This is a genomic window from Thermomonas brevis, from assembly GCF_014395425.1.
Lineage (GTDB): Bacteria > Pseudomonadota > Gammaproteobacteria > Xanthomonadales > Xanthomonadaceae > Thermomonas > Thermomonas brevis.
Window position 1 is genome coordinate 2,126,552 of sequence record NZ_CP060711.1, and the last position, 23,901, is coordinate 2,150,452.

The 23,901-nt window shown below is 71.1% G+C and carries 21 protein-coding genes and 1 pseudogene; 16 read left to right on the top strand and 6 right to left on the bottom strand.

Features of this window, described 5'->3' with window-relative positions:
- Positions 1–127 precede the first annotated feature (127 nt).
- On the bottom strand, positions 128–607 hold the full coding sequence (locus H9L17_RS09800) for a tRNA (cytidine(34)-2'-O)-methyltransferase (protein WP_187569284.1): 480 nt from the start codon (positions 605–607) through the stop codon (positions 128–130).
- Between the two features lie 80 nt (positions 608–687).
- A complete protein-coding gene (locus H9L17_RS09805) occupies positions 688–1,488 on the bottom strand; it encodes an SDR family oxidoreductase (RefSeq protein ID WP_187569285.1) in 801 nt (266 codons plus the stop codon).
- Between the two features lie 103 nt (positions 1,489–1,591).
- Here H9L17_RS09805 and H9L17_RS09810 point away from each other — a divergent pair, with 103 nt between their 5' ends.
- From H9L17_RS09810 to H9L17_RS09820, 3 genes are all read left to right on the top strand, one after another.
- Positions 1,592–4,435: a M16 family metallopeptidase gene (locus tag H9L17_RS09810; RefSeq protein WP_187569286.1), complete on the top strand. Its 2,844-nt coding sequence runs from the start codon at positions 1,592–1,594 to the stop codon at positions 4,433–4,435.
- Between the two features lie 78 nt (positions 4,436–4,513).
- Positions 4,514–4,828 (top strand): DUF4156 domain-containing protein, encoded by a 315-nt coding sequence (locus H9L17_RS09815; protein ID WP_343044049.1) that lies wholly within the window; start codon positions 4,514–4,516, stop codon positions 4,826–4,828.
- Between the two features lie 124 nt (positions 4,829–4,952).
- Positions 4,953–5,969: a 3-oxoacyl-ACP synthase III gene (locus H9L17_RS09820; RefSeq protein ID WP_187569287.1), complete on the top strand. Its 1,017-nt coding sequence runs from the start codon at positions 4,953–4,955 to the stop codon at positions 5,967–5,969.
- Positions 5,970–5,979: 10 nt separating this feature from the next.
- On the opposite strand, the gene H9L17_RS09825 is transcribed toward H9L17_RS09820, so the two are convergent.
- A complete protein-coding gene (locus tag H9L17_RS09825; RefSeq protein ID WP_187569288.1) occupies positions 5,980–6,567 on the bottom strand; it encodes a uracil-DNA glycosylase family protein in 588 nt (195 codons plus the stop codon).
- A 184-nt stretch (positions 6,568–6,751) separates the two neighbouring features.
- On the opposite strand from H9L17_RS09825, the gene H9L17_RS09830 reads away from it, so the two are divergent.
- Together H9L17_RS09830 and H9L17_RS09835 are read left to right on the top strand one after the other, a co-directional pair.
- Positions 6,752–7,411 (top strand): class I SAM-dependent methyltransferase, encoded by a 660-nt coding sequence (locus H9L17_RS09830; RefSeq protein WP_187569289.1) that lies wholly within the window; start codon positions 6,752–6,754, stop codon positions 7,409–7,411.
- Positions 7,412–7,438: 27 nt separating this feature from the next.
- Positions 7,439–8,356 carry an alpha/beta fold hydrolase gene (locus H9L17_RS09835; protein ID WP_187569290.1) on the top strand — a complete coding sequence of 306 codons (918 nt, stop codon included), beginning with the start codon at positions 7,439–7,441 and terminating at the stop codon, positions 8,354–8,356.
- Positions 8,357–8,512: 156 nt separating this feature from the next.
- Here H9L17_RS09835 and H9L17_RS09840 read toward each other — a convergent pair whose 3' ends face one another.
- Together H9L17_RS09840 and H9L17_RS09845 are read right to left on the bottom strand one after the other, a co-directional pair.
- Entirely contained in the window at positions 8,513–9,250 is a 738-nt protein-coding gene (locus H9L17_RS09840) for an SDR family NAD(P)-dependent oxidoreductase (RefSeq protein ID WP_187569291.1), read from the bottom strand.
- A gap of 80 nt (positions 9,251–9,330) precedes the next feature.
- Positions 9,331–9,753 (bottom strand): YkgJ family cysteine cluster protein, encoded by a 423-nt coding sequence (locus tag H9L17_RS09845; protein ID WP_187569292.1) that lies wholly within the window; start codon positions 9,751–9,753, stop codon positions 9,331–9,333.
- Positions 9,754–9,857: 104 nt separating this feature from the next.
- Here H9L17_RS09845 and oleC point away from each other — a divergent pair.
- The 6 genes and pseudogenes from oleC to ubiB all read left to right on the top strand — a co-directional run bounded on the left by oleC (position 9,858) and on the right by ubiB (position 15,508).
- A pseudogene (oleC, locus tag H9L17_RS09850) lies at positions 9,858–11,536 on the top strand (olefin beta-lactone synthetase).
- Positions 11,537–11,539: 3 nt separating this feature from the next.
- Positions 11,540–11,935, top strand: a complete 396-nt coding sequence (locus H9L17_RS09855; RefSeq protein WP_246455069.1) for an endonuclease domain-containing protein — start codon at positions 11,540–11,542, stop codon at positions 11,933–11,935.
- Positions 11,932–12,924 carry a 2-alkyl-3-oxoalkanoate reductase gene (gene oleD, locus H9L17_RS09860; RefSeq protein WP_187569293.1) on the top strand — a complete coding sequence of 331 codons (993 nt, stop codon included), beginning with the start codon at positions 11,932–11,934 and terminating at the stop codon, positions 12,922–12,924. The genes H9L17_RS09855 and oleD overlap by 4 nt, the downstream gene beginning before the upstream one ends.
- An 80-nt stretch (positions 12,925–13,004) precedes the next feature.
- Complete coding sequence (locus H9L17_RS09865; protein WP_187569294.1) at positions 13,005–13,160, top strand: DUF1328 domain-containing protein; 156 nt, start codon at positions 13,005–13,007, stop codon at positions 13,158–13,160.
- Between the two features lie 45 nt (positions 13,161–13,205).
- Positions 13,206–13,859, top strand: coding sequence for a ubiquinone biosynthesis accessory factor UbiJ (locus tag H9L17_RS09870; protein WP_187569295.1), 654 nt, complete (start codon positions 13,206–13,208; stop codon positions 13,857–13,859).
- A complete protein-coding gene (gene ubiB / locus H9L17_RS09875; RefSeq protein WP_187569296.1) occupies positions 13,856–15,508 on the top strand; it encodes a ubiquinone biosynthesis regulatory protein kinase UbiB in 1,653 nt (550 codons plus the stop codon). The genes H9L17_RS09870 and ubiB overlap by 4 nt, the downstream gene beginning before the upstream one ends.
- A 42-nt stretch (positions 15,509–15,550) precedes the next feature.
- On the opposite strand, the gene H9L17_RS09880 is transcribed toward ubiB, so the two are convergent.
- Positions 15,551–17,056: a serine hydrolase domain-containing protein gene (locus H9L17_RS09880; RefSeq protein ID WP_187569297.1), complete on the bottom strand. Its 1,506-nt coding sequence runs from the start codon at positions 17,054–17,056 to the stop codon at positions 15,551–15,553.
- A gap of 253 nt (positions 17,057–17,309) precedes the next feature.
- Here H9L17_RS09880 and H9L17_RS09885 point away from each other — a divergent pair, with 253 nt between their 5' ends.
- The 5 genes from H9L17_RS09885 to H9L17_RS09905 are packed head-to-tail and all read left to right on the top strand — an operon-like array spanning position 17,310 to position 23,873.
- Positions 17,310–17,672 (top strand): hypothetical protein, encoded by a 363-nt coding sequence (locus tag H9L17_RS09885; RefSeq protein ID WP_187569298.1) that lies wholly within the window; start codon positions 17,310–17,312, stop codon positions 17,670–17,672.
- A gap of 51 nt (positions 17,673–17,723) precedes the next feature.
- Positions 17,724–19,034: a TolC family protein gene (locus H9L17_RS09890; protein ID WP_187569299.1), complete on the top strand. Its 1,311-nt coding sequence runs from the start codon at positions 17,724–17,726 to the stop codon at positions 19,032–19,034.
- The gene (locus tag H9L17_RS09895; protein WP_187569300.1) at positions 19,031–20,020 is read left to right on the top strand and encodes an efflux RND transporter periplasmic adaptor subunit; all 990 of its coding nucleotides are present in this window, start codon (positions 19,031–19,033) and stop codon (positions 20,018–20,020) included. The genes H9L17_RS09890 and H9L17_RS09895 overlap by 4 nt, the downstream gene beginning before the upstream one ends.
- Before the next feature lie 10 nt (positions 20,021–20,030).
- Entirely contained in the window at positions 20,031–23,225 is a 3,195-nt protein-coding gene (locus H9L17_RS09900) for an efflux RND transporter permease subunit (protein WP_187569301.1), read from the top strand.
- Between the two features lie 12 nt (positions 23,226–23,237).
- Complete coding sequence (locus H9L17_RS09905) at positions 23,238–23,873, top strand: cation efflux transmembrane domain-containing protein (protein WP_187569302.1); 636 nt, start codon at positions 23,238–23,240, stop codon at positions 23,871–23,873.
- Positions 23,874–23,901: the final 28 nt, after the last annotated feature.

The following is a 23,901-nucleotide window of genomic DNA, read 5'->3' on the forward strand; positions in this document are numbered from 1 at the left end:
TGTTGTTGTCCGCCCCGCCGAGCGGCGGGACGTGGGGCCATTCTTTGCGAACGGTCACAACATGGACTGAATACAGAACGATTCGGTACAGGAATCGTTCGGGTTCGCTGGAGTAGACGCGCGCGGCCTAGCCGCCGCCCGCGAAACCCGCCTGCCGCCACGCTTCGAACACCATCACCGCCACGGCGTTGGAGAGGTTGAGGCTGCGGTTGTGCGGGCGCATCGGCAAGCGCAGGCGCTGCGCTTCGGGGATGCGCTCCAGCACGTCCTGCGGCAGGCCGGCGGTTTCGCTGCCGAACAGGAAGGCGTCGTGTTCGCGGTAGTCCGGCGCATCGAAGCGCACGCCGCCGCGGGTGGTCAGCGCGAACACGCGCGGCGGCGCGCCCGCGTCCGCGGCGATGACGGCCAGCGCGGCGTCGAGGTCGTCGTGGACCTGCATGCGCGCGTATTCGTGGTAGTCGAGACCGGCGCGCTTGAGCTGCTTGTCGTCGATGTCGAAGCCGAGCGGGCGGACGAGATGCAGCCGCGCGCCGGTGTTGGCGCACAGGCGGATGACGTTGCCGGTGTTGGGCGGGATTTCCGGGCGATGCAGGATGACGTGCGGCATGGATTTCTACTCCCTCCCTTTCGCGCAGCGAAGGAGAAGGCCGAGGAGGGATGCCTTGCGAGCGAAGGCGATGGTCGGCCTCACCACAGCAACGCTTCGCCGCGCCAGTCGAAGAAGCCGCCGGACTGTTCCGGCGTCGCCTTGTCGATCACGCGCAGCATGCCGGCCACCACGTCGGCCGGCGCGTCCGGCGCATTGCCGCCGCCCATGTCGGTCTGCACCCAGCCCGGATGCAGCGCCAGCACCACGATTCCGCGCGCGGCCAGCGCCTGCGCCAGCTGCGCGGTGGCCATGTTCTGCGCGGCCTTGCTGATCGCGTAGCCGGGCGTGCCGAAGCGATGGATGCCGGCGATGGAACCGAGCTGCGAACTGAGGTTGGCGACGACTGGCCAGAAGGCATCGCCGAGGGCGCCGGGGAGGCGATCAAGTCGCTCCCCGATACTCGCTTGGTTGATCGCCTCCCCGGCGCCCTCGGCGATGCACGTGCCATCCTGCATGAATGGCGCCAGCGCCTGCGCCAGCAGCAGCGGCCCCACGGCATTGACGCGCAGGCTGTCTTCCAGCGTCTCCTGCCGCAACTGCCCGAAGCGTTCGCCCGAATGCAGCACGCCGGCGTTGTTCACCAGCAGGCCGATGCGTTCGTCCTCGCCCAGCACCAGCGGCAGTTCGCGCGCCAGCTCCGCGCGCGATTTCTCGCTGGCCACGTCCAGCGGCAATACGTGCAGGCGGCCGGGATGTTCGCCGCCCAGCGCATTCAATGCGGTGGCCCGGCCGGGGTGGCGGCAGGCGGCGATCACGCGGTCGCCGCGCGCCAGCAGCTGGCGGACGAACTCCAGGCCGATGCCGCGGTTGGCGCCGGTGACCAGGGCGATGCGGGGCATGCGCGGAGCTCCGAAATGGCGTGCGGCTAGTGTATCGGCCGGGGCGTGGGGCTAACATCGACGGGTTTGCTGTCCGTCCTTGCCGTTCCTACAGGAGTTGCCCATGTCCGTGTTCCGCCCCGCCGCGCTGGCGCTTGCCCTCGCCACCGCCCTGTCCGCCGGCGCCTATGCGCCGCAGGCGCAGGCCGCCAATGCCCCGGCCGTCGACATCCCGTACGAGAGCTTCACCCTGCCGAACGGCCTGCGCGTGGTGGTGCACACCGATCGCAAGGCGCCGATCGTGGCGGTGAACATCTGGTACCACGTGGGCAGCAAGGACGAACCGGCCGGGCGCACCGGCTTCGCGCACCTGTTCGAGCATCTGATGTTCAACGGCTCGGAGAACAATCCGGGCGAGTTCTTCACCCCGTTCAAGGCGGTGGGCGCCACCAACCAGAACGGCACCACCAATTCCGACCGCACCAACTACTTCGAGAACGTGCCGACCACCGCGCTGGACATGGCGCTGTGGATGGAATCCGACCGCATGGGCCACCTGCTCGGCGCGATCGACCAGAAGACCCTGGACGAGCAGCGCGGCGTGGTCCAGAACGAGAAGCGCCAGGGCGAGAACCAGCCCTACGGCCAGGTGTGGGACGAGCTGGGCAAGATCATGTATCCGGCCGGCCACCCGTACCACCACAGCACCATCGGCTCGATGAACGACCTCAACGCCGCCTCGCTGGACGACGTGAAGACCTGGTTCAAGACCTGGTACGGCCCGAACAACGCGGTGCTGGTGCTGGCCGGCGACATCGACGTCGCCACCGCCAAGGAGAAGGTGGCGAAGTACTTCGGCGACATCCCGGCCACGCCGACGATGGCGCAGCCGAAGGTGGACGTGGCGGCGCATACCGCCGATTCGCGCTCCGAGATGACCGACAACGTGCCGCAGTCGCGCATCTACCGCGTGTGGAACGTGGCCGAGTACGGCGCGCCCGACCTCGACCGCCTGCAGCTGTTCGCGCACATCCTCGGCGGCGCCAAGTCCTCGCGCCTGGACAAGCGGCTGGTGCACGAGGACAAGCTGGTCGACAACATCAGCGCCGGCGCCTACGGCTCGCAGCTCGGCAGCAACTTCGTGATCACCGCCGCGGTCAAGCAGGGCGTGGACGTGGCGAAGGTGGAAGCGGCCATCGACGAGGAGCTGGAGAAGCTGCTCAAGGACGGCCCGACCGCCGACGAACTGGAGCGCACGCGCACCGCCGTGCAGGCGGGCTGGATCCGCGGCGTCGAGCGCATCGGCGGCTTCGGCGGCAAGGCCGACGCGCTGGCCGAGTGCGCGGTGTTCATGGGCGACCCGGGCTGCTTCCGCGAGAGCCTCAAGACCCTGACCGACGCGACGCCGGCATCGGTGCGCGCCTCCGGCGAGACCTGGCTGGGCGCGGGCAAGGGCAGCCACACGCTGGTGGTGAACCCGGGCAAGCGCGTCGCCATCGCCGAGGAGCCGGCGGTCACCCCGACGCCCTTCAAGACCCCGAAGGTCGATGCGCAGTACAAGACCACCGCGAGCGCGGTGGACCGCAAGGCCGGCGTGCCGATGCCGACCAGCTTCCCCGACCTGAAGTTCCCGCAGCAGCAGCACGCCACCCTGAGCAACGGCACCAAGGTGGTACTGGCCGAGCGCCACGACATCCCGGTCGTGCAGATGAGCTACGAGTTCCGCGGCGGCTACGCGGCCGATCCGGCCGGCAAGCCGGGCGTCGCCAGCTTCACCATGGGCCTGCTGGACGAGGGCGCGGGCGACCTCGGCCCGCTGGCGTTCGCCGACCGCGTGCAGTCGCTGGGCGCCAACCTCGGCGCCAGCGCCGGGCTGGACAGCAACAGCGCCTACCTGTCCGCGCTCAAGCAGAACCTGGAGCCGTCGGTGACCCTGTTCGCCGACATGCTGCGCAAGCCGCGCTTCGAGCAGGCCGACATCGACCGCGTGAAGGGCCAGTGGATCGCCGGCATCAAGCAGGAGAAGGCCAACCCGAACGCGCTGGTGCAGCGCGTGCTGCCGGGCCTGGTGTTCGGCACCGGCAATCCGTACGCCGCCGCGCGCACCGGCAGCGGCACCGAAGCCGCCATCGCCGGCCTGACCCGCGCCGACCTGCAGGGCTACCACGACAGCGCCCTGCGTCCGCAGGACGCCACCCTGGTGGTGGTGGGCGACACCACCCTGGCCGAGATCGTGCCGGTGCTGGAAAAGCACTTCGGCGACTGGAAGGCCGCCGGCAAGTCCGCCGCGTCGGCCGCGATCCCGGCGGCGCCCGCGCAGGCGAAGCCGCGCGTGTTCCTGATCGACCAGCCGGGCGCCGTGCAGGCCAACATCTTCGCCGCGCAGACGCTGCCGTCCAGCGGCGACGCGAAGACCGTCCAGTACGACATGGCCAACATGATCATCGGCGGCGACTTCACCGCACGCCTGAACATGAACCTGCGCGAGGACAAGCACTGGTCGTACGGCGCCCGCAGCGGCGCCGGCGGCGCGGTGGGCCAGCGCCTGTGGATGGCCTCGGCGCCGGTGCAGATCGACAAGACCGGCGAGGCGACGGCGGAAATGCGCCGCGAGATCGCCGACTACGCCAGCGGCAAGGCCCCGGCCGGCGCGGAGGAGGTCGACGGGATGAAGAAGATCCTCACCCTCAGCCTGCCCGGCGCCTACGAGACCGCGTCGGCGGTGATGGGCACCATCTCCGGCAACGTCCTGTACGGCCGCCCGGACGATTACGTGTTCCAGCGCAAGGCCGAGATCGAAGCGATGACCCCGGAGCAGGTCAACGCCGCGGCCAAGGCGCTCGACCCGAACGGCCTGACTTGGCTGGTGGTGGGCGACCTGTCCAAGACCGAAGCCCCGATCCGCGCGCTGAACCTGGGCGAGGTCACCGTCCTCGACGCCGACGGCAAGCCGGTGGCGAAGAAGTAAGCGCCCCGTTCATCCAGCGACACGGAAAGCCCGCCACACTTGGCGGGCTTTCTTTTTTTCCGACGCCGAGGAGACCCGATGCCCGCGATGCGAGCGATCCTGCCGATCTGCGCCCTGCTGGCGCTGCCCGCCTGCACCTTCGTGAAGATGGCGCCCGGCGCGCAGCAGGTGAAGGTGCTGTCCGCCGCCCCGACGGGCTGCGAGCGGCGCGCCGACGTGGCCGTGTCGGTCACCCACAAGGTCGGCTTCTACGAGCGCAGCGACACCCAGGTGCGCGACGAGCTGGAAACCCTGGCCCGCAACGAGGCCCCGGGCCTGGGCGCCAACCGGATCAGCCCGCTCGGCCCGCCGGAAGACGGCAGCCAGCGCTGGACGACCTGGCGCTGCAACTGACGCGCACGTCGCCCGGAAACGGCGACCTGGCCCACGGTTCAGGCAATACGCCACCGCATGGTGGCGCGAGGCGCTATCCTATGCGGTTCCGGCGCCGCCTTGGCGCCCGTGCGAGTGCCGCCCCATGCTGTTCCAACATGTCGCCATCGCCGGCCTGGCCCACATCGACGCGCCGCGCCGCCTGAGCTCGGACGAGATCAACGCCCGCCTGAAGCCCACGCTCGACCGCCTAGGCATCAAGATCGACGTGCTCGGCGACATCGCCGGCGTGCATGCGCGCCGCCTGTGGGACGGCGACGTGCAGGCCTCCGACGCCGCCACCCTGGCCGGCGTCAAGGCGCTGGCCGACGCCGGCGTCGAGCCGGAGCGCGTCGGCCTGCTGGTCAACACCTCCGTCAGCCGCGACTACCTGGAGCCGTCCACCGCCTCCATCGTCAGCGGCAACCTCGGCCTGCCCGACACCTGCCAGAACTTCGACGTCGCCAACGCCTGCCTGGCCTTCATCAACGGCATGGACATCGCCAGCCGGATGATCGAGCGCGGCGAGATCGAATACGCGCTGGTGGTGGACGGCGAAACCGCCAACCTCGCCTACGAGAAGACCATCGAGCGCCTCGCCCGCGAGGACATCACCGAGGCCGACTTCCGCAACGAGCTGGCCACGCTGACGCTCGGCTCCGGCGCCGCCGCCATGGTGCTGGCCCGCGCCGAGCTGGCCCCGGGCGCGCCGCGCTACAAGGGCGGCGTCACCCGCGCCGCCACCGAGTGGAACAAGCTCTGCCGCGGCAACCTCGACGGCATGATCACCGACACCCGCATGCTGCTTATCGAAGGCATCAAGCTGGCGACCAAGACCTTCGAGGTCGCCAAGCAGAAGCTGGGCTGGGTGGCCGGCGAGCTGGACGAATTCGTCATCCACCAGGTCAGCAAGGTCCACACCGCCGCCTTCACCAAGGCAATGGGCATCGACCCGAAGAAGGTCATGACCATCTTCAGCGAGCACGGCAACATCGGCCCCGCCTCGGTGCCGATCGTGCTGAGCAAGCTGCGCGAGATGGGCCGGCTGAAGAAGGGCAGCCGCGTGGCGCTGCTCGGGATCGGGTCGGGGCTGAACTGCTCGATGGCGGAAGTGGAGTGGTGAGCGTCGCCGCCTAGGCCAGCGCTTCTTTCACCCGCCGCTTCAACTCCGACAACAGCTCCACCTCGAACCACGGATTGCGCGCCAGCCACAGCCGGTTGCGCGGGCTGGGGTGCGGCAGCGGCAGCACGCCGCGGTCCAGATGCTCGCGCCATGCCTGCACGGTGTCGGTGAGCGTGCGTCCGCGCCGGCCGGCCAGCAGTCCCGCCTGCGCGTAGCTGCCGATGGCGAGCGTCAGCCGCACCTGTTGCAAGTGCGGCATCAGCGGGCGATGCCAGGTCGGCGCGCATTCCGGGCGCGGCGGCAGATCGCCGCTGCCGCCGGTGCCGGGAAAGCAGAAGCCCATCGGCACGATGGCGATTCGGTTCGCGTCGTAGAACGTCGGCTTGTCGATGCCCAGCCAGTCGCGCAGCCGGTCGCCGCTGGGATCGTTGAAGGGAATGCCGGTCTCGTGCACCTTGCGGCCCGGTGCCTGGCTGACGATCAGCAGGCGTGCCTCCTTCGATGCCTGCAGCACCGGGCGCGGCCCCAGCGGCAGGTGCGCTTCGCACAGGCGGCAGGCGCGGATGCGCGCCATCAGGGCGTCGAAGGCTTCGGGCATGTCCGGGTTTCCTCAGGCGCGTGCACGGCGACGCAGCATGCGCATTGTGCGCCGACAACCGCCGCATCTTGCGCAGGCGAAAACCGCGCACTGCTGGCCTTGACGCGCGAGCCCCATTACCGTGGCTGGCTCGCACCGCCCGTTTTGCAGGATGCACAGTCGTTCGACCCCGCCTGACCCGACGATGCGGAGCGATTCCAGCGTCGCCATCGTCTGCCCGCTGTGCGGCGCCGAAACCCATGCGTTCTGCGAAGATCGCGCGCGCCGCTATCTGGAGTGCCCGCACTGCGCGCTGGTGTTGGCCGACCCCGCCTCGCATCTGTCGCCGGTCGAGGAGCGCGCGATCTACGACCTGCACCGGAACGATCCCGCCGATGCGCGCTACCGCGCCTTCCTGTCCCGGCTGGCCGATCCGCTGCTGACGCGACTCGTGCCCGGCATGCGCGGGCTGGATTTCGGCTGCGGGCCGGGGCCGGTGCTGTCGATGATGCTGCGCGAGGCGGGCATGGCGATGACGGATTACGACCCGTTCTACGCGCCCGATCCGCAGGCGCTGCGGCGCGACTATGACTTCGTGACCTGCACCGAGGTGGTGGAGCATTTCCGCGATCCGCTGGCGGGCTGGGCGCGGCTGGCCGCGCGGGTGCGTCCCGGCGGCTGGCTCGGCGTGATGACCCAGCTCGCGCCGGACGCGCCAGCGAACTTCCTGCGCTGGCGCTACCGCGACGACCGCACCCATGTCAGCTTCCACCGGCTCGCCACGCTGCGCTGGTTGGCGGCGCGTTTCGGGTTCGCGCTGGAACAGGTGGAGAGCCAGGCGTTCCTGCTGCAACGGCGGGGCTGAGGCGGGCGCACCGCCTACAATGGGCGGATGCGATTCCCCGACTATCCTTTCACCCCGCACCGCTTCGAGCCGCGTCCCGGCATCGCCATGTCCTTCCTCGACGAAGGGCCGCGCGATGGTGAAGTGATCGTGATGCTGCACGGCAATCCGTCGTGGAGCTACTACTGGCGGCACCTGGTGCTGGGCCTGCGCGATCCCGCTTCCGGCAAGGGATATCGCTGCATCGTGCCCGACCACGTCGGCATGGGCCTGAGCGACCGGCCAGACGACGGCGTGTCCGCGCAGCCGCGCTACGACTACACGCTGCAGTCGCGCATCGACGACGTGGACGCGCTGCTGAAGCATCTCGGCGTCGACGGCCCGGTCACGCTGGCGGTGCACGACTGGGGCGGGATGATCGGCTTCGGCTGGGCGCTGCGCGATCCCGCGCGCATCCGGCGGCTGATCGTCACCAACACCGCCGCGTTCCCGCTGCCGGCGGCCAAGCGCTTCCCGATGCGGCTAGCGATGGGACGCGATTCGCGTTTCGGCGGCTGGCTGATCCGCCGCTTCAACCTGTTCGCGCGCGGCGCGGCCCGGTTCGGTACGACGCGTTCGCTGCCGAAGGACGTGCGCGCGGCCTATGCCGGCGTGTACGACGGCTGGGACAACGCGATCTCCACGCTGCGCTTCATGCAGGACATCCCGCTGCACCCGGGCGACCGCGCGATGCCGCTGGTCGAGGCCAGCGCGAAGGCGCTGCCGGGCTATGCCGACCGACCGGCGTTCATCGGCTGGGGGCTGCGCGATTTCGTGTTCGACAGGCACTTCCTCGACGGCTTCCGCGCGGCGCTGCCGAAGGCCGAGGTGCATGCGTATGTCGATGCCGGGCACTATGCGCTGGAAGACAAGCATGAGGTGCTGGTGCCGCTGATGCGGGCGTTCCTCGATCGCAATCCGCTCTAGCCGTTGCGCCTATTGCCGGACATTTGAGGGAAGTAATCGGAGTTTTGCGAGGGCCAGCCGGCCAGCGGCGGCCTCGCAAGTCGCTCCCCGATACTCGCTTGGTTGCGAGGCCGCCGCTGGCCGGCTGGCTGCCGGTTCTCGCGCTTCGCCGTTCTTCTAGAGAATCCAGCCGCCGTCCACGGTCAGCTCCGCGCCGGTGACGAATGCGGCGTCCGGCCCGGCCAGGAACGCCACCGCAGCGGCGATCTCCTCCGGCTTGCCGATGCGCTTGAGCGGCGTGGCCTCGATGCCGGCCTGGTTGGCCTCGGGCGGGTTGTTGTCCAGCATCGGCGTGTCGATGAAGCCGGGGTGCACCGAGTTCACCCGGATCTGCGCCGGCGCCAGTTCCAGCGCAGCGGTCTTGGTCATCCCGCGCACCGCCCACTTGGTGCCGACGTAGGCGGCCGCGTTCGGGAAGCCGAGCTGCCCGGCGATCGAGCTGATGTTGACGATGCAGCCGCCGCCGGCCGCGCGCATCGGCGCCTGCGCGTGCTTCATGCCGAGGAAGACGCCCAGCTGGTTGACCCGGAACTGCCGCTCCACGTCGGCGGCGGCGGTGTCCGCGATCTGGCCGGGATGGAAGATTCCGGCGTTGTTGACCAGGAGGTCGAGCCCGCCGAACGCGCCGGTCACCGCCGCCACGGTTCCGGCCCAGGACGCTTCGTCGCCGACGTCGTGCGCGAAGAACGCGGTGCGTGCGCCCAGCTCCGCCGCCAGCGCCCGGCCTTCATCGGTCAGCACGTCGGCGATGGCGACCTTCGCGCCCTCGGCGTGCAGCCTGCGGACGATGGCCGCGCCGATGCCGCGCGCGCCGCCGGTGACCAGTGCGACCTTGCCTTCGAGCCTGCCGTTCATGCCGAACTCCTGCGGAGGGGAGGCATCAGCCTGCGCCCGTCCGTGGCCCGCCGTTTTGACCGGCGTCAAACGCTCCGGGGCTAGGCGGCGACCGGCGGGATCGCCGGCGGCGAGGGGCTGTTGCCGCTGTCGTCCGGGTGGTCGTTGCCGGCGTCGTCGCGCCAGCGCCAGTCGGCGGCGGTCAGCGCCGGCAGGCCGAACGCGATCCGCGCCTGGTCGCACTGCGGGCTGGGCTTGCCGTATTCCCAGGAGGCGTCCACCTCGCGGCAGACCGACGGCCGGTTGGGGTGGATGCTGCAGCGCGAGTACTTGCCGATGTCGGCGTCCAGCGCCACGCAGCGGATCGGCGGCGCGTAGGTGCCGCGCATGCACAGGCGGTGCGCGTCCAGCCGTTCGGTGAGCGCGGCCGGCACCCCGCCGGGCGTGACCTCGTCCGATTCCATCCAGTGGAAGGCGACGCGGTACTGGGTGCAGCAGGCGCCGCAGGTCAGGCAGGGATGCATGGCGGGCCGGGCCTTGCGCGGCGGGAAGCGGAAACGGGAGGCGATTTTTTTCCGCCGCGGGCCGGCGCGCAAGGGGGCCGGGCGCGGCGGGCGATAATGCGGCCATGACCGATCCCTGCAACATCGCCGCCGCCTTGCCGCGGCTGGCGCGCGAACGCCCCGACCAGGTGGCGATGCGCTGCCCCGGCCGGGGCGGGCGCTACGACGTGGCGCTGACCTACGCGCAGCTCGACGCGCGCAGCGACGCCATCGCCGCCGGCCTGGCGAAGCGCGGCGTCGCGCGCGGCACCCGCACGGTGGTGATGGTGCGGCCCACGCCCGAGTTTTTCCTGCTGATGTTCGCGCTGTTCAAGGCCGGTGCGGTGCCGGTGCTGGTCGATCCCGGCATCGCCAGGCGCGCGCTGAAGCAGTGCCTGGACGAGGCGCGGCCGGACGCGTTCGTCGGCATTCCGCTGGCGATGCTGGCGAAGGCGCTGCTGGGCTGGGCGCGCTCGGCGACGCTGCGCGTCACCACCGGCCGTCTGCCGCTGCTCGCCGACGCGACGCTGGCGCAGGTCGAAGCTGATGGCGCGGGCGCCGGCCCGCAGCTGGCCGACACCGACGGCGAGGACGTGGCCGCGATCCTGTTCACCAGCGGCAGCACCGGCGTGCCCAAGGGCGTGGTGTACCGGCACCGGCATTTCGTCGCCCAGATCCGGATGCTGGGCGAGGCGTTCGGAATCGCGGCGGGGGGATCGACTTCCCCACCTTCCCGCCGTTCGCGCTGTTCGATCCCGCGCTGGGCCTGACCAGCATCATCCCCGACATGGACCCGACCCGGCCGGCGCAGGCCGATCCGCGCAAGCTGCACGCGGCCATCGAACGCTTCGGCATCACCCAGCTGTTCGGCTCGCCCGCGCTGATGCGGGTGCTGGCCGAACACGGCGAATCCCTGCCCACCGTGAAGCGCGTCACCAGCGCCGGCGCGCCGGTGCCCGCCGAGGTGGTGCGGCGGATGCTGGAGCTGCTGCCGCCCGGCGCCCAGTTCTGGACGCCCTACGGCGCCACCGAATGCCTGCCGGTGGCGGTGATCGAGGGCCGCGAACTGCTGACCCTGCGCGCGCGCACCGAGGCCGGCGCCGGCACCTGCGTGGGCCGCCCGGTGGCGGGCAACACGGTGCGCATCATCCGCATCGACGACGGCGCGATTTCCGACTGGAGCGACGCGCTGCTGGCCGGCGCGGGGCAGGTCGGCGAGATCACCGTTGCCGGCCCCAGCGCCACCGACGCCTACTTCAACCGCGAGTCGCAGACCGCGCTGGCGAAGATCCGCGAGACGCTGCCGGACGGCGGTGCGCGCACCGTCCATCGCATGGGCGACCTAGGCTGGTTCGACGGCGAGGGCCGCCTGTGGTTCTGCGGGCGCAAGTCCCAGCGCGTGGTCGTGGATGCGCAGACCACGCTGTGCACCGAGCAGGTCGAGCCGGTGTTCAACGCCCACCCGCAGGTGCTGCGCACCGCGCTGGTCGGGGTCGGCCCGAAGGGCGCGCAGGCGCCGGTGCTGGTGTTCGAGCTGAAGCCCGGCGCGAACGCGGACGTGGGCGAGGTGGCCGACGAGCTGCGCCATATCGCGCAGGGCTTCGTGCATACCGCGAAGATCGAACGCTTCCTGCACCACCCGAAGCCGTTCCCGGTGGACATCCGCCACAACGCCAAGATCGGCCGCGAGACGCTGGCGGCGTGGGCCGCAGCTTCTGCCCCCTCCCTTTCGCCGAAGGCGAAGGGGAGGGCTGGGGAGGGGTAGCTCTTGGAAGAATTGCGGCGACGTGCACGTGAGCTTCGTAACAACGCCACCGATGCGGAGCGGCATTTGTGGCGGCATTTGAGATTGCAGCAAATGGCAGGCTTCAGATTCCGAAGACAAGTGCCGATTGCAGGGTTCATCGCCGATTTTCTATGTCCTCGAACTCACCTCATCATCGAGCTGGATGGCGGCCAGCATGTCGAGCAGGCCAACGCGGACGAGGCGCGGACACGCGCGCTTTCCGCGCTGGGGTATCGAGTGTTGCGTTATTGGAATGACGACGTGCTGCTGCGGACGCAGGATGTGCTCGAAGACATCCTGCGTCATGCGAACAGCACCCCTCCCCAACCCTCCCCTTCGCTACGCGAAAGGGAGGGAGACAAAGGCGAGCGCGAATGAAGATTTTGGTCACCGGCGGCGGCGGCTTCCTCGGCCAGGCGCTGTGCCGCGGCCTGCTCGAACGCGGGTACGAGGTCGCCAGCTTCAGCCGCGGCCGCCACGCGGTGCTGGATGCGCTGGGCGTGCGCCAGCTGCAGGGCGATCTGGCCGACCGCGAGGCGGTGCTGGCCGCGTTTGCCGAAGGCTTCGACGCGGTGCTGCACAACGCCGCCAAGGCCGGCGCCTGGGGCAGCTACGAGAGTTATTTCAGCGCGAACGTCGCTGGCACCCGTAACGTGATCGCGGCCTGCCGCGCGCACGGCATCGGGAAGCTGGTGCACACCTCCACGCCCAGCGTCGTGCACCGCGCGACCCATCCGGTGGAAGGCGCTTCGGCCGACGAGGTGCCCTACGGCGAGGGCGTCAAGGCGCACTACGCCGCCACCAAGATCGTCGCCGAACGCGAGGTGCTGGCCGCCAACGACGCGGGCCTCGCCACCGTGGCGCTGCGCCCGCGCCTGATCTGGGGGCCGGGCGACACCCAGATCCTGCCGAAGCTGGTGGAGCGCGCGCGCAGCGGGCGGCTGCGGCTGGTCGGCAGCGGCGACAACCTCGTCGACACCACCTACATCGACAACGCCGCGCAGGCGCATTTCGACGCGCTGGAGCACCTGCGCCCGGGCGCGGCCTGCGCCGGCCGCGCCTACTTCGTCAGCAACGGCGAACCATGGCCGCTGCGCGAGGTGCTCAACGGCCTGCTGCGCGCCGCCGACGCGCCGGAAGTGCGCAAGACCATCCCGTTCGGCGCGGCCTACGCGCTCGGCGCGGTCTGCGAGGGCCTGTGGACGGCGCTGCCGCTGAAGGGCGATCCGCCGATGACGCGCTTCCTGGCCGAGCAGCTGGGCACCGCGCACTGGTATTCGATGGCGCCGGCCGCGCGCGATTTCGGCTACGCGCCGAAGGTGACGATGGCCGAGGGGCTGGAGCGGCTGCGCGCCTCGCTGCGCTGAGCGCGTCTTCACCCGGGCGTGATCGGGGCATCGGCACTCTGGCCCGGCGCCGATCCGGCGCGGTCGAAAGGAGCTCGCGAATGCTGCACTACGCTCTGGTTTTCCTGGTCATCGCGCTGATCGCGGCCTTTCTGGGCTTCGGCGGCCTGGCCGGCCTGGCGGCGACGATCGCCAAGGTGCTGTTCATCGTCTTCCTGATCCTCGCGGTGGTCGCGTTCCTGCGCAAGAAGACCTGACCGCGGTCGGCCATGCGCGCGCGCAAGCCGCTCTACAATGCGCGCATGACCGACGCCCCCTTCAACTGGAAACAGCCCGCCGGCCGCGCGCTGGAACTCGCGCTCAACCGCGCGCTGGCGCTGGACGAGGACACTCGCGCCGGGCTGAAGGCGCTGGACGGCCAGCGCGTCGCGCTGACCCTCGCATCGCCGCCGCTGGCGCTGCAGGTGCGGGTGGACGGCGAGGCCCTGCGAGTCGGGCCGGTCGATGCGGAGCAGGAACCCGACCTCGGCGTGCGCGCCACGCTGGCCGGCCTGCTCAATCAGGTCCCGGTGTTCCGTCGCGACGGCGCGCCGCCGGTCGGCAAGCTGCGCATCGAGGGCGACGCCGATCTGGCCCGCCGCCTGCAGAAGCTGGCGCAGGGGTTCGATCCCGACTGGCAGCTGCCGTTCGTGCAGGTGTTCGGCGAAGTGCTCGGCGTGCAGATCGCCAAGGCGGTGAAGGCGGCGCTGCGGCAGGCGCAGGTCGCCGGCGCGAACCTCGCCCAGACCACCGCCGAATACCTGACCGAAGAAAGCCGCGACGTGGTGCCGCGCGCCGAGCTCGACGCCTTCCACGACGACGTGGACGCGCTGCGCGACGACGTCGAGCGCCTCGCCGCGAAAATCGGGCGGCTGCGCCGCAACGTCTCTGGTCAGGGCAGCGGACTGCCCGCATGAAGTCCGCATTGCGCGCATGGAAGATCGGCCGCGTGCTGCTGCGCTACCGGCTGGACGATCTGCTGGACGGCACGCCGGCCGAGCGCTGGCTGCGGCTGATGCGCCCGTTCGTGCCCAGCGCCTCCGCCGAAGTGGCCACGCTGTCGCGCGGCGCGCGCCTGCGGCTGGCCTTGCAGGAACTGGGGCCGATCTTCGTCAAGTTCGGGCAGATCCTCTCGACCCGCCGCGACCTGGTGCCGCCGGACGTCGCCGAGGAACTGACGCTGCTGCAGGATCGCGTCGCCCCGTTCGACGGCCAGCAGGCGCGCGCGCTGGTGGAAGCCGCGCTGGGCCGCGGCATCGCGGATGCCTACGCGCAGTTCGACGCCGTGCCGCTGGCCTCCGCCAGCATCGCGCAGGTGCACGCGGCGACGCTGCACGACGGCCGCGAAGTGGTGGTGAAGGTGCTGCGCCCGAATATCGCCGCGTTGATCGCCGCCGACGTCGCGCTGCTGAAGAACGTCGCCGCCATCGTCGAGCGCACCCATCCGGCCGCCGACAAGATCCGCCCGAAGGAAATCGTCGCCGAGATCGAGAACACGCTGGCGGCGGAACTGGATCTGCAGCGCGAAGCCGGCAACGCCAGCCTGCTGCGCCGCAACTGGCTGGGCTCGCCCGACCTGTACGTGCCGGAAGTGATCTGGACGCACACCGCCGAGCGCGCGATGACGATGGAGCGCGTGCGCGGCATTCCGTCCGACGACATCGCCGCGCTGGACGCCGCCGGCATCGACCGCAAGGCACTGGCGGCGAAGGGCGTGCGCGTGTTCTACCAGCAAGTGTTCCGCGACAACTTCTTCCACGCCGACGCCCACGCCGGCAACATCTGGGTCGATCCCGAGCGCAAGGCCGATCCGCGCTTCATCGCGCTCGACTTCGGGATCATGGGCCAGCTCTCCAGCGACGACCAGTACTGGCTCGCCGAGAACTTCATGGCGATCTTCAACCGCGACTACCGCCGCATCGCCGAGCTGCACGTGCAGGCCGGCTGGATGCCGTCGCACATCCGCATCGACGAGCTGGAGGCGGCGGCGCGCGCGGTCTGCGAGCCGTACTTCACCCGGCCGCTCAGCGAAATCTCGCTGGCCGAGGTGCTGGTCAAGCTGTTCCGCACCGCGCAGCGCTACGAACTCACCCTGCAGCCGCAGCTGATCCTGTTGCAGAAAACCCTGCTCAACATCGAGGGCGTGGGCCGCCAGCTCGATCCGCAGATCGACATCTGGGCGGTGGCGAAACCCGTGCTGGAAGACATCCTGGCCGAGCGCTACAGCCCGAAGCGGCTGGCCGGCGAACTGCGCAAGCGGTTGCCGGAGCTGATGACCCGCGCGCCGGAAATGCCGCGCCTGCTGCACGCCTGGCTGCAGCAGCAGGTGGAAGGCAGGCACGAGCTGGCGATGCGTTCCGCCGACGTGCGCGAGATCGCGCAGACGCTGGCGTCGATGCAGCGTCGCATCGTCGCCTCGATCCTCGGCGTCGGCCTGCTGATCGTGGCGGCGGTGCTGTACGCGCTGGACGCCGGCGGGCCGAAGCTGCTGGCGCTGCCGGTGTCCACCTGGATCGCAGGCCTCGGCGGCCTGTGGGCGCTGCTGGCGGCGTGGCCGCGGCGGTAAACCGAAGCGCGGCCGATAGATGCCGGCCGCGCCTCGCACCACTCACTTGCCCTCGACCAGCGCCTTCAGCTTCTCCTGCGCGGCGCGCGAGTCCGGCTTGAGTTCCAGCATGCGCTTCGCCTGCGCGATGGCGTCGTCGCGGTCGCCGGCCGCCAGGTAGGAGTCTGCCAGGCTGTCCAGCGCGTTCATCGAGTCCGGATGGGTTTCCTGGTTGAACCGCATCACCGCCAGCGCCTTGTCGACCTGCTTCGCTTCGATCAGGCGATAGCCGATGTCGTTGAGCTTGTCTTCCGGAACGTCGTAGCGCGCCGGCTTCGCGGTGCGTTGCGCGTCGAGCCACCGGCGCAGGGTTGCCGCGTTGTCGCGCTGCAGTCGTTCGCGCAGCGGCCAGTCGATCGGCTCCTTCACCGGCGAGTACGGCTTGCCGGCCAGGATCGCCTCGACCGCGTCGCGCGCCGCATCCACGCTGTCGTCCTCGCCGTTGTTGGTGAGCAGGACGACGTCGATGTCCTGCGCGGGGAGCCGGGCCAGATCCGCCTTGAACGCCCGCCAATGGCCGCCGTGCTCGATGCGCGGCTGCTGCAGCGGCGAGGCGCGCAGGCCCAGCCCGAAGCCGTAGGGCACGCTGCTGCCGTCGTTCAGGCGCAGCGGCGTGGTGGCTTCGCGCCAACTGCTGACCGACATCGCCTTGCCGTCGCGCAGCGCCTTCGACCAGAGCAGCAGGTCGGCGGCGGTGGAGTAGATGCCGCCCGCGCCCAGCATGTAGAAGCCGGGGATCTGGTCCTGCGGGCGCCGCTGTCCGTCGGACGTGGGGGTGAAGCCGTAGGCGCGCGGCGCGATGGCGGCCTCGTTGGCGGGCATCCGCACGCGCGTGTGCGACATGCCCAGCGGATCGAAGAATTCGCGCTGCAGGAAGCTCGCGAACGGCAGGCCGGACACGTGGGCCACCACCTGCGCCAGCAGCAGGTAGCCGGTGTTGCTGTATTCGAAACGTTCGCCGGGCGCGGACTTCGGCGCCGTGCCGGAGGCCGCCAGCACCTGCACCGCGTCGTCGGCCATCAGCGGCGCGGTGAACTTGCCGCCACGCAGCACCTGCGTGTAGTACGCCATCACGTCCGGCACGCCGGAGGTGTGGGTGAGCAACTGCCGCAGGGTCATGCGCGGGTACGGGAAGCCCGGCAGGTGGTCGGCCACGGCGTCGTCCACGCGCAGCTTGCCGCGCTCGGTCAGGCGCAGGATCGCGGCGGCGGTGAACTGTTTGCTGATCGAGCCGATGTCGAAGACGTGCGCGGTGGTCAGCGGCCCCTGGTCGGCGGCGCCGGCATCGCCGAACGCGGCCGCGTAGATCACCTTGCCGTCGCGGGCGACCAGGAAGCTGCCGTTACAGACGTGCACCGCATGGCACTGCGAGAAATAGCTCTGGAGCGCGGTGGCGGCATCGGCGTCGGGAACCTGCGCATGGGCGGCGCCGGCCAGCGGGAGGGCGAGCGCCAGCAGGCGTGGCAGGGCGGTGCGGATCGCGGCGGAAAGGGCGGAGCGGGTGGGCATGGCGGGTCTCGCTTGCGTGTGATGTGTACTACTGAAGCTAGTACAGTCATCCGAACGCGTACAGGCGCGAGTGCGCGAACGCCGGAAGGCGCCGACGAAGGCCCGGTTTCCGGGGGCGAAGCCAGGGCAGAAGTGTTCGCAGGATGTCGGAAGCGCGCGGCGGCGCGTTGCCAGATGCGGCATCCCGGTCGCCGCGTCGGCAGGAGCGAAATGAGATTGTGTAACCCGCGGCGCGGCGGCTAAGGTGCGCCCCATGTCGCGTCGCCCGTTCCTGTCCGTGTTCCTGCGCCTGGCCCTGATGGTCGTGCTGGCGCTGGGCAGCTGCCTGCAGCCGGCGCTCGCGGCGGCCTGCGACATCGAGGACGCGCGCATCGCGCTCGACGGCGGCAATGCGGGCGCGATGATGATCGCGGCCGATGCGGGGCACGCCGGCGATGCGGGCGACTGCTGCGCCAACCCGGCCTGCGGCGACTGCTGCCTGCACGCGGCCGCCACCCTGCCGGCGTCGCCGCAGGCGATGGCGTTCGCGCCGCCGCCTGCCGTCGGCGCGCCACTGCGGATCGTGCGGGCGGCAAGCGTCTATCCGGTGGACAGCCGGCCCCCGATCGCGGGTTGACGCCGCGCGCCGGCCATCCGGCGCTTCCCGTCGATCCTTCGGAGATTCCCCATGAAGTTGCGCCTGGCGGCCCTGGCCGTCCTGACGCTTGCGCCGTGCCTGTCCGCACGCGCGCAGGCTGGCCTTGCCGAACCTGTTCCGGCAAGCCGTTCCGTTTCGATCCTGTCGCTGGACGACGCCTTCGCGCGCGTCGCCGCCGTCCATCCCGACCTGCGCCTGTTCGGCGCGCGCCAGCAGGGCCTGCGGGCCGAACGCGAGCAGGCGCTGCTGCCTCCCGCCTGGCGTGCCGGCGTGGACATCGAAAACGTCCTCGGCACCGGCGAGGCCGGCGGCCTGCGCAGCGCCGAGGCCACCCTGTCGCTGGCCTCGGTGTTCGAACGCGGCGGCAAGCTGGACGCGCGCCGTGCGCTGGCCGACCGCCGCATCGACGCGCTGGCGGTCGAGCGCGAAGCACGCCGGCTCGACCTGCTGGCGGACACCGCGCGCCGCTACTTGGCGCTGATCGCCGCGCGCGCGCAGCGCCGGCTGGCGGAGGCCGACATCGAACAGCGCCGCCGCACCGTGGCCGCCGCGCGCCAGCGCCTGCGGGCGGGCGCGTCGCCGGAATCGGTGCTGCTGACCGCGCAGGCCGCGCTGGCGAGGGCGGAGCTGGAGCGCGACCGCGCCGTACAACGCACCGTCGCCGCGCGCCAGCATCTGGCGGCGCTGTGGGGCGAGCGCGATCCCGCGTTCGACGTGGCCGGCGACGATCCGCTGCTGCTTCCGCGCATCGAGGACGCGACATCGCTGGCCGCGCTGCTGCAACGCACGCCGGAACTGGCGCAGTTCGCCGACGAGCAGCGCGTGCGCGAAGCGCGCCTGCAGCTGGCGCGCAGCGAGGCCAGCCCCGACCTCGACTGGTCGGTCGGCCTGCGCCGCCTGCAGGCCACGGGCGATGTCGGCCTGGTCGCCGGTGTCTCGCTGCCGCTGGGCGCGCGCCAGCGCGCCCAGCCGGCGATCCGCGCGGCCGAGGCCGAACTCGCCACGCTGGAGATCGCGCGCGAAGCGCAGGGCCTGGCGCTGTATTCGACGCTGGTCGATGCGCATGCGCGCTATGGCTTGGCCCAACTCGAAGTCGCGCGCCTGCGCGACGACGTGCTGCCCAAACTCGCCAGCGCCGAAGCCGCCGCCGAGCGCGCCTACCGCGCCGGCGCGATCAGCTATCTCGAATGGGCGCAGCTGCAGTCCGAGCGCACCGCGATGCGCCGGCAGCAACTGGACGTCGCGCTCGACGCGCAGCGCGCCCTGATCGAACTGCAGCGCCTGACCGGCCAGCCGCTGGTCGTGGCCGCCGCGCCGAACGCACAAGGACAAACCCCATGACGACGCATGCGATTTCCCGCCTCCTGTTCGCACTCCTGCTGTCGGCGGGCGTGGCCGCCTGCGGCGGCAACCGGGACGACGCGCCGCAGGCCGCAGCGGCGGCCCATGCCGACGACGCAGCGGGCCACGGCGATGCCGACGGAGACGCCGGCCATGAAGACGGCCCCGCGGCCACCACCATCCCCGCCGCGATCGCCGACGCCTCAGGCATCCGCGTCGCTGCCGCCGGCCCGGGCAGCATCGCCGACGAGCACGAGGTGCAGGGCCTGCTGACGCCGGTCGAAGGCCGCGTCGCGCAGGTCACGGCGCGCTTCCCCGGCCCGGTGCGCACGCTGCACGCCGGCATCGGCGACCGCGTGCGCGCCGGCCAGCCGTTGGCGGTGATCGAAAGCAACCTCAGCCTGACCGCCTATACCGTGGCCTCGCCGATCTCCGGCGTCGTGCTGCGGCGTGCCGCGTCGGTCGGCGCGGTGGCGGGCGAGGGCGCGCCGCTGTTCGAGGTCGCCGACCTGTCCACGCTGTGGGTCGATCTGCACATCTTCGGCAGCGACGCCGGCCACATCACCGCCGGCATCCCGGTGACGGTGACGCGGATGAGCGACGGCGTCAGCACGGACACCACGCTGGAGCGCATCCTGCCGGGCACCGCCACCGCCAGCCAGAGCACGGTGGCGCGCGCCGTGATCGCCAATGCCGACGGCCTGTGGCGGCCCGGCGCGGCGGTGCGCGCGCGGATCGTGGTGGATCGCGCCGACGCGGCCATCGTCGTGCCCGTGGTCGCGCTGCAGACCGACGAGGAAGGCCGCGACGTGGTCTACGTGCGCGAGGGCGAGCGCTACGCGGAGCGCGCGGTGACGCCGGGCCGGCGCGATGCGAAGCAGGTCGAAGTGGTGGCGGGGTTGAGGGCCGGCGAGCAGGTCGTTATCGCGCAGAGCTTCCTGGTCAAGGCGGACATCGGCAAGTCCTCCGCCGGGCACGAGCATTGAGGAGGCGGCCATGCTGGAAACACTGATCGCCTTCTCGATCCGCCACCGCTGGCTGATGCTGGCGCTCACGCTGGCGCTGGTCGCGTTCGGCGGCTGGAGCGCCGCCAGGTTGCCCATCGACGCCACGCCCGACGTCACCAACGTGCAGGTGCAGATCAACACCGAGACGCCCGGCTATTCGCCGCTGGAATCCGAACAGCGGGTGACCTTCCCCATCGAAACCGTGCTGGCCGGCCTGCCAGGACTGGACTACACGCGTTCGATCTCCCGCTACGGGCTGTCGCAGGTGACGGTGGCGTTCAAGGACGGCACCGACCTCTACTTCGCCCGCCAGCATGTGGCCGAGCGTTTGCAGCAGGCGCGCGCGCAGTTGCCCGCGGGGCTGGAGCCCACGATGGGCCCGATCGCCACCGGCATGGGCGAGATCCTGATGTACACGGTCGATGCCGAGCCCGGCGCGCGCAAGCCGGACGGCAGCGCGTACACGCCCACCGACCTGCGCACGCTGCAGGACTGGGTGATCCGCCCGCAGCTGCGCAACGTGCCCGGCGTCACCGAGGTCAACACCATCGGCGGTTACGCACGACAGATCCATGTGACGCCCGATCCGGCGAGGCTGCGCGCGTTCGGCTTCACCTTGCAGGACGTGGTCGCGGCGGTGGCCGCCAACAATCGCAACGTCGGCGCGGGCTACATCGAACGCAACGGCGAGCAATTGCTGGTGCGCGTGCCCGGACAGGTCGGCGACGCGCGCGAACTCGGACTGATCGTGCTGGACCGCCGCGAAGGCGTGCCGATCCACGTGCGCGACGTGGCACAAATCGGCGAAGGCCGCGAGCTGCGCAGCGGCGCTGCCACCCAGAATGGGCACGAGGCCGTGGTCGGCACCGTGGTGATGCTGGTCGGCGCCAACAGCCGCGAGGTCGCGCGCGCCGCGGCGGCGAAGCTGCGCGCCGCCAACGCCAGCCTGCCCGCGGGCGTCACCGCCACGCCCGTCTACGACCGCACTGCGCTGGTCGACCGCACCATCGCCACGGTGGCGAAGAACCTAGTCGAAGGCGCGCTGCTGGTGGTCGCGGTGCTGTTCGCGCTGCTCGGCAACGTGCGCGCGGCGCTGATCACCGCGGCGGTGATCCCGCTGGCGATGCTGTTCACCCTGACCGGCATGGTGCGCGGCGGCGTGTCCGGCAACCTGATGAGCCTGGGCGCGCTCGACTTCGGCCTGATCGTCGACGGCGCGGTCATCATCATCGAGAACTGCCTGCGCCGCTTCGGCGAACTACAGCACGCGCTGGGCCGCGTGCCGACGCGCGAGGAGCGCTTCGAGGCGACCGCCGGCGCCACCGCCGAAGTGATCCGGCCCAGCCTGTTCGGCCTCGGCATCATCGCTGCCGTCTACCTGCCGATCTTCGCGCTGGGCGGCATCGAGGGAAAGATGTTCCACCCGATGGCGATCACCGTGGTGCTGGCGCTGACCGGCGCGATGCTGCTGTCGCTGACCTTCGTGCCGGCCGCCGTCGCGGTGTTCCTGGGCGGAAAGGTGGACGAGCGGGAAAACCGCGTCGTCGCCTGGTGCAAGCGCCGCTACGAACCGCTGCTGCGCCGGGCGCTGCGGCGGCGCGTCGCGGTGGTGGCCGGCGCGACCGTGCTGACCGTGCTGTGCGGCCTGCTGGCCACGCGGCTGGGCAGCGAGTTCGTCCCCAATCTCGACGAGGGCGACGTGGTGGTGCAGGCGCTGCGCATCCCCGGCACCAGTCTGAGCCAGTCGGTGGAGATGCAGAAGACGCTGGAGGCCGCGCTGGCGACGCTGCCGGAAGTGCAGCGCGTGTTCGCCAAGATCGGCACCGCGGAGGTCGCCAGCGACCCGATGCCGCCGTCCATCGCCGACACCTTCGTGATGCTGAAGGCGCGCAAGGATTGGCCGGCGCCGGGCAAGCCGAAGTCGCAGCTGCTGGAGGAGATCAACGCGGTCATCGCCGCCGTGCCCGGCAACAACTACGAAGTCACCCAGCCGATCCAGATGCGCACCAACGAGCTGATCTCCGGCGTGCGTGCGGACGTGGCGGTGAAGCTGTACGGCGACGACCTCGCGCGGCTGGCGCGCACCGCTGCACGGATCGAGGCGGCGATGAAGCGGGTGCCCGGTGCCGCCGACGTCAAGGCGGAGCGGCTCGCCGGCTTGCCGCTGCTTACGGTGGAGCCGGATCGCGTCGCGCTGGCGAACTACGGCCTCAATCCCGGCCAGCTGCAGGACACGGTGGCGATCGCGGTCGGCGGCGCCGGCGCCGGGCAACTGTTCGAGGGCGACCGCCGCTTCGACATCGTGGTGCGCCTGCCGGACGCGCTGCGCGAAGACCCGCGCGCGCTCGCTGAATTGCCGATCGCACTGGGCGACGGTGGGCAGGCAGACGAATCCAGCGGCGCGGCGGCCTGGCGCAGCGGCGAGCCGCGTACCGTGCCGCTGCGCGACGTCGCCAGGATCGAATCGCGGCTCGGGCCGAACCAGATCAACCGCGAGAACGGCAAGCGCCGCATCGTGGTCAGCGCCAACGTGCGCGGGCGCGACCTCGGCGGCTTCGTCGCCGACGTGCAGGCCGCCGTCGCGCGCGACGTGGCGCTGCCGGAGGGCTACTGGATCGAGTACGGCGGCACCTTCGAGCAGCTGATCTCGGCCAGCCGGCGCCTAGCCGTGGTGGTGCCGCTGACGTTGGCGCTGATCTTCGCGTTGCTGTTCATGGCCTTCGGCTCGGCGAAGGACGCCGGCATCGTGTTCAGCGGCGTGCCGCTGGCGCTGACCGGCGGCGTGCTGGCGCTGTGGCTGCGCGGCATCCCGCTGTCGATCTCGGCCGGCGTCGGCTTCATCGCGCTGTCCGGCATTGCGGTGCTCAACGGGCTGGTGATGATCAGCTTCATCCGCCGGCTGCGCGCGCAGGGCAGCGCATCTTCATATGGGCTGGACGAGGCCGTCCTCGACGGCGCGCTGGGCCGGCTGCGGCCGGTGCTGATGACCGCGCTGGTGGCGTCGCTCGGCTTCGTGCCGATGGCGCTGAACGTCGGCGCGGGCTCGGAGGTGCAGCGGCCGCTGGCGACGGTGGTGATCGGCGGCATCGTCTCCTCGACCCTGCTGACGCTGTTCGTGCTGCCGGCGCTCTACCGCTGGCTGCACCGCGACGCCGAAACCGGCGATGCGATACTGCGCGGCTGAAGGAGAACCGAGATGGCGGACTGCTGCGGCTGCGGCCGCTCCCCGGACGTGGCGCTGCTGCAGGCGAAGCAGCGCCGCGTGTTGATCCTGGTGATGCTGGTCAACCTCGGCAGCTGCGCGATGATGCTGGCGGCCTCGCTGTACAGCGGTTCGTCCTCGCTGCTGTCCGGCACGCTGGACAACCTGGGCGACGCGCTGACCTACCTGCTCAGCCTGCTGGTGGTCGGCGCGAGCCTGCGAGCGAAGGCGCGGGTGGCGCTGTTCAAGGGCCTGCTGATCCTCGGCGCGGCGGTCGCGGTGGCGGCGCAGATCGGCTGGCGGCTGCGCCATCCGGGCACGCCGCTGTTCGAGGCGATGGGCGCGGCGGCGCTGGCGAACCTCGCGCTCAACGGCCTGTGCCTGTGGCTGCTCACGCCGTACCGGCACGGCGACATCAACATGGCCTCGGTCTGGGAATGCTCGCGCAACGACATCGCGGAAGGCGTGGCGGTGGCGCTGGCGGCGGCCGGCGTGTGGGCGTTCGGCGCGGGTTGGCCGGACCTGCTGGTGGCGGTGGCGCTCCTGCTGTTGTTCCTGCGTTCGGCGTGGCGCGTGCTGGCCTCGGCGCGGGCGCAGCTGCGCGCATCGGAGCGCGGTGAAATTGTGTAACCCGCGCGCCTGCCGCTAGGGTGCCGCG

Bases quoted from the DNA above. Each gene is read 5' to 3' on its own strand.
- H9L17_RS09880 (WP_187569297.1), bottom strand. From the start codon at position 17,056: ATGCCCACCCGCTCCGCCCTTTCCGCCGCGATCCGCACCGCCCTGCCA.
- H9L17_RS09835 (WP_187569290.1), top strand. From the start codon at position 7,439: ATGCGATTCCCCGACTATCCTTTCACCCCGCACCGCTTCGAGCCGCGT.
- oleD (WP_187569293.1), top strand. From the start codon at position 11,932: ATGAAGATTTTGGTCACCGGCGGCGGCGGCTTCCTCGGCCAGGCGCTG.
- H9L17_RS09895 (WP_187569300.1), top strand. From the start codon at position 19,031: ATGACGACGCATGCGATTTCCCGCCTCCTGTTCGCACTCCTGCTGTCG.
- H9L17_RS09830 (WP_187569289.1), top strand. From the start codon at position 6,752: ATGCGGAGCGATTCCAGCGTCGCCATCGTCTGCCCGCTGTGCGGCGCC.
- H9L17_RS09905 (WP_187569302.1), top strand. From the start codon at position 23,238: ATGGCGGACTGCTGCGGCTGCGGCCGCTCCCCGGACGTGGCGCTGCTG.
- H9L17_RS09900 (WP_187569301.1), top strand. From the start codon at position 20,031: ATGCTGGAAACACTGATCGCCTTCTCGATCCGCCACCGCTGGCTGATG.
- H9L17_RS09840 (WP_187569291.1), bottom strand. From the start codon at position 9,250: ATGAACGGCAGGCTCGAAGGCAAGGTCGCACTGGTCACCGGCGGCGCG.
- H9L17_RS09865 (WP_187569294.1), top strand. From the start codon at position 13,005: ATGCTGCACTACGCTCTGGTTTTCCTGGTCATCGCGCTGATCGCGGCC.
- H9L17_RS09845 (WP_187569292.1), bottom strand. From the start codon at position 9,753: ATGCATCCCTGCCTGACCTGCGGCGCCTGCTGCACCCAGTACCGCGTC.
- H9L17_RS09820 (WP_187569287.1), top strand. From the start codon at position 4,953: ATGCTGTTCCAACATGTCGCCATCGCCGGCCTGGCCCACATCGACGCG.
- H9L17_RS09805 (WP_187569285.1), bottom strand. From the start codon at position 1,488: ATGCCCCGCATCGCCCTGGTCACCGGCGCCAACCGCGGCATCGGCCTG.
- H9L17_RS09800 (WP_187569284.1), bottom strand. From the start codon at position 607: ATGCCGCACGTCATCCTGCATCGCCCGGAAATCCCGCCCAACACCGGC.
- H9L17_RS09890 (WP_187569299.1), top strand. From the start codon at position 17,724: ATGAAGTTGCGCCTGGCGGCCCTGGCCGTCCTGACGCTTGCGCCGTGC.
- H9L17_RS09810 (WP_187569286.1), top strand. From the start codon at position 1,592: ATGTCCGTGTTCCGCCCCGCCGCGCTGGCGCTTGCCCTCGCCACCGCC.
- H9L17_RS09825 (WP_187569288.1), bottom strand. From the start codon at position 6,567: ATGCCCGAAGCCTTCGACGCCCTGATGGCGCGCATCCGCGCCTGCCGC.
- H9L17_RS09870 (WP_187569295.1), top strand. From the start codon at position 13,206: ATGACCGACGCCCCCTTCAACTGGAAACAGCCCGCCGGCCGCGCGCTG.
- ubiB (WP_187569296.1), top strand. From the start codon at position 13,856: ATGAAGTCCGCATTGCGCGCATGGAAGATCGGCCGCGTGCTGCTGCGC.
- H9L17_RS09815 (WP_343044049.1), top strand. From the start codon at position 4,514: ATGCCCGCGATGCGAGCGATCCTGCCGATCTGCGCCCTGCTGGCGCTG.
- H9L17_RS09885 (WP_187569298.1), top strand. From the start codon at position 17,310: ATGTCGCGTCGCCCGTTCCTGTCCGTGTTCCTGCGCCTGGCCCTGATG.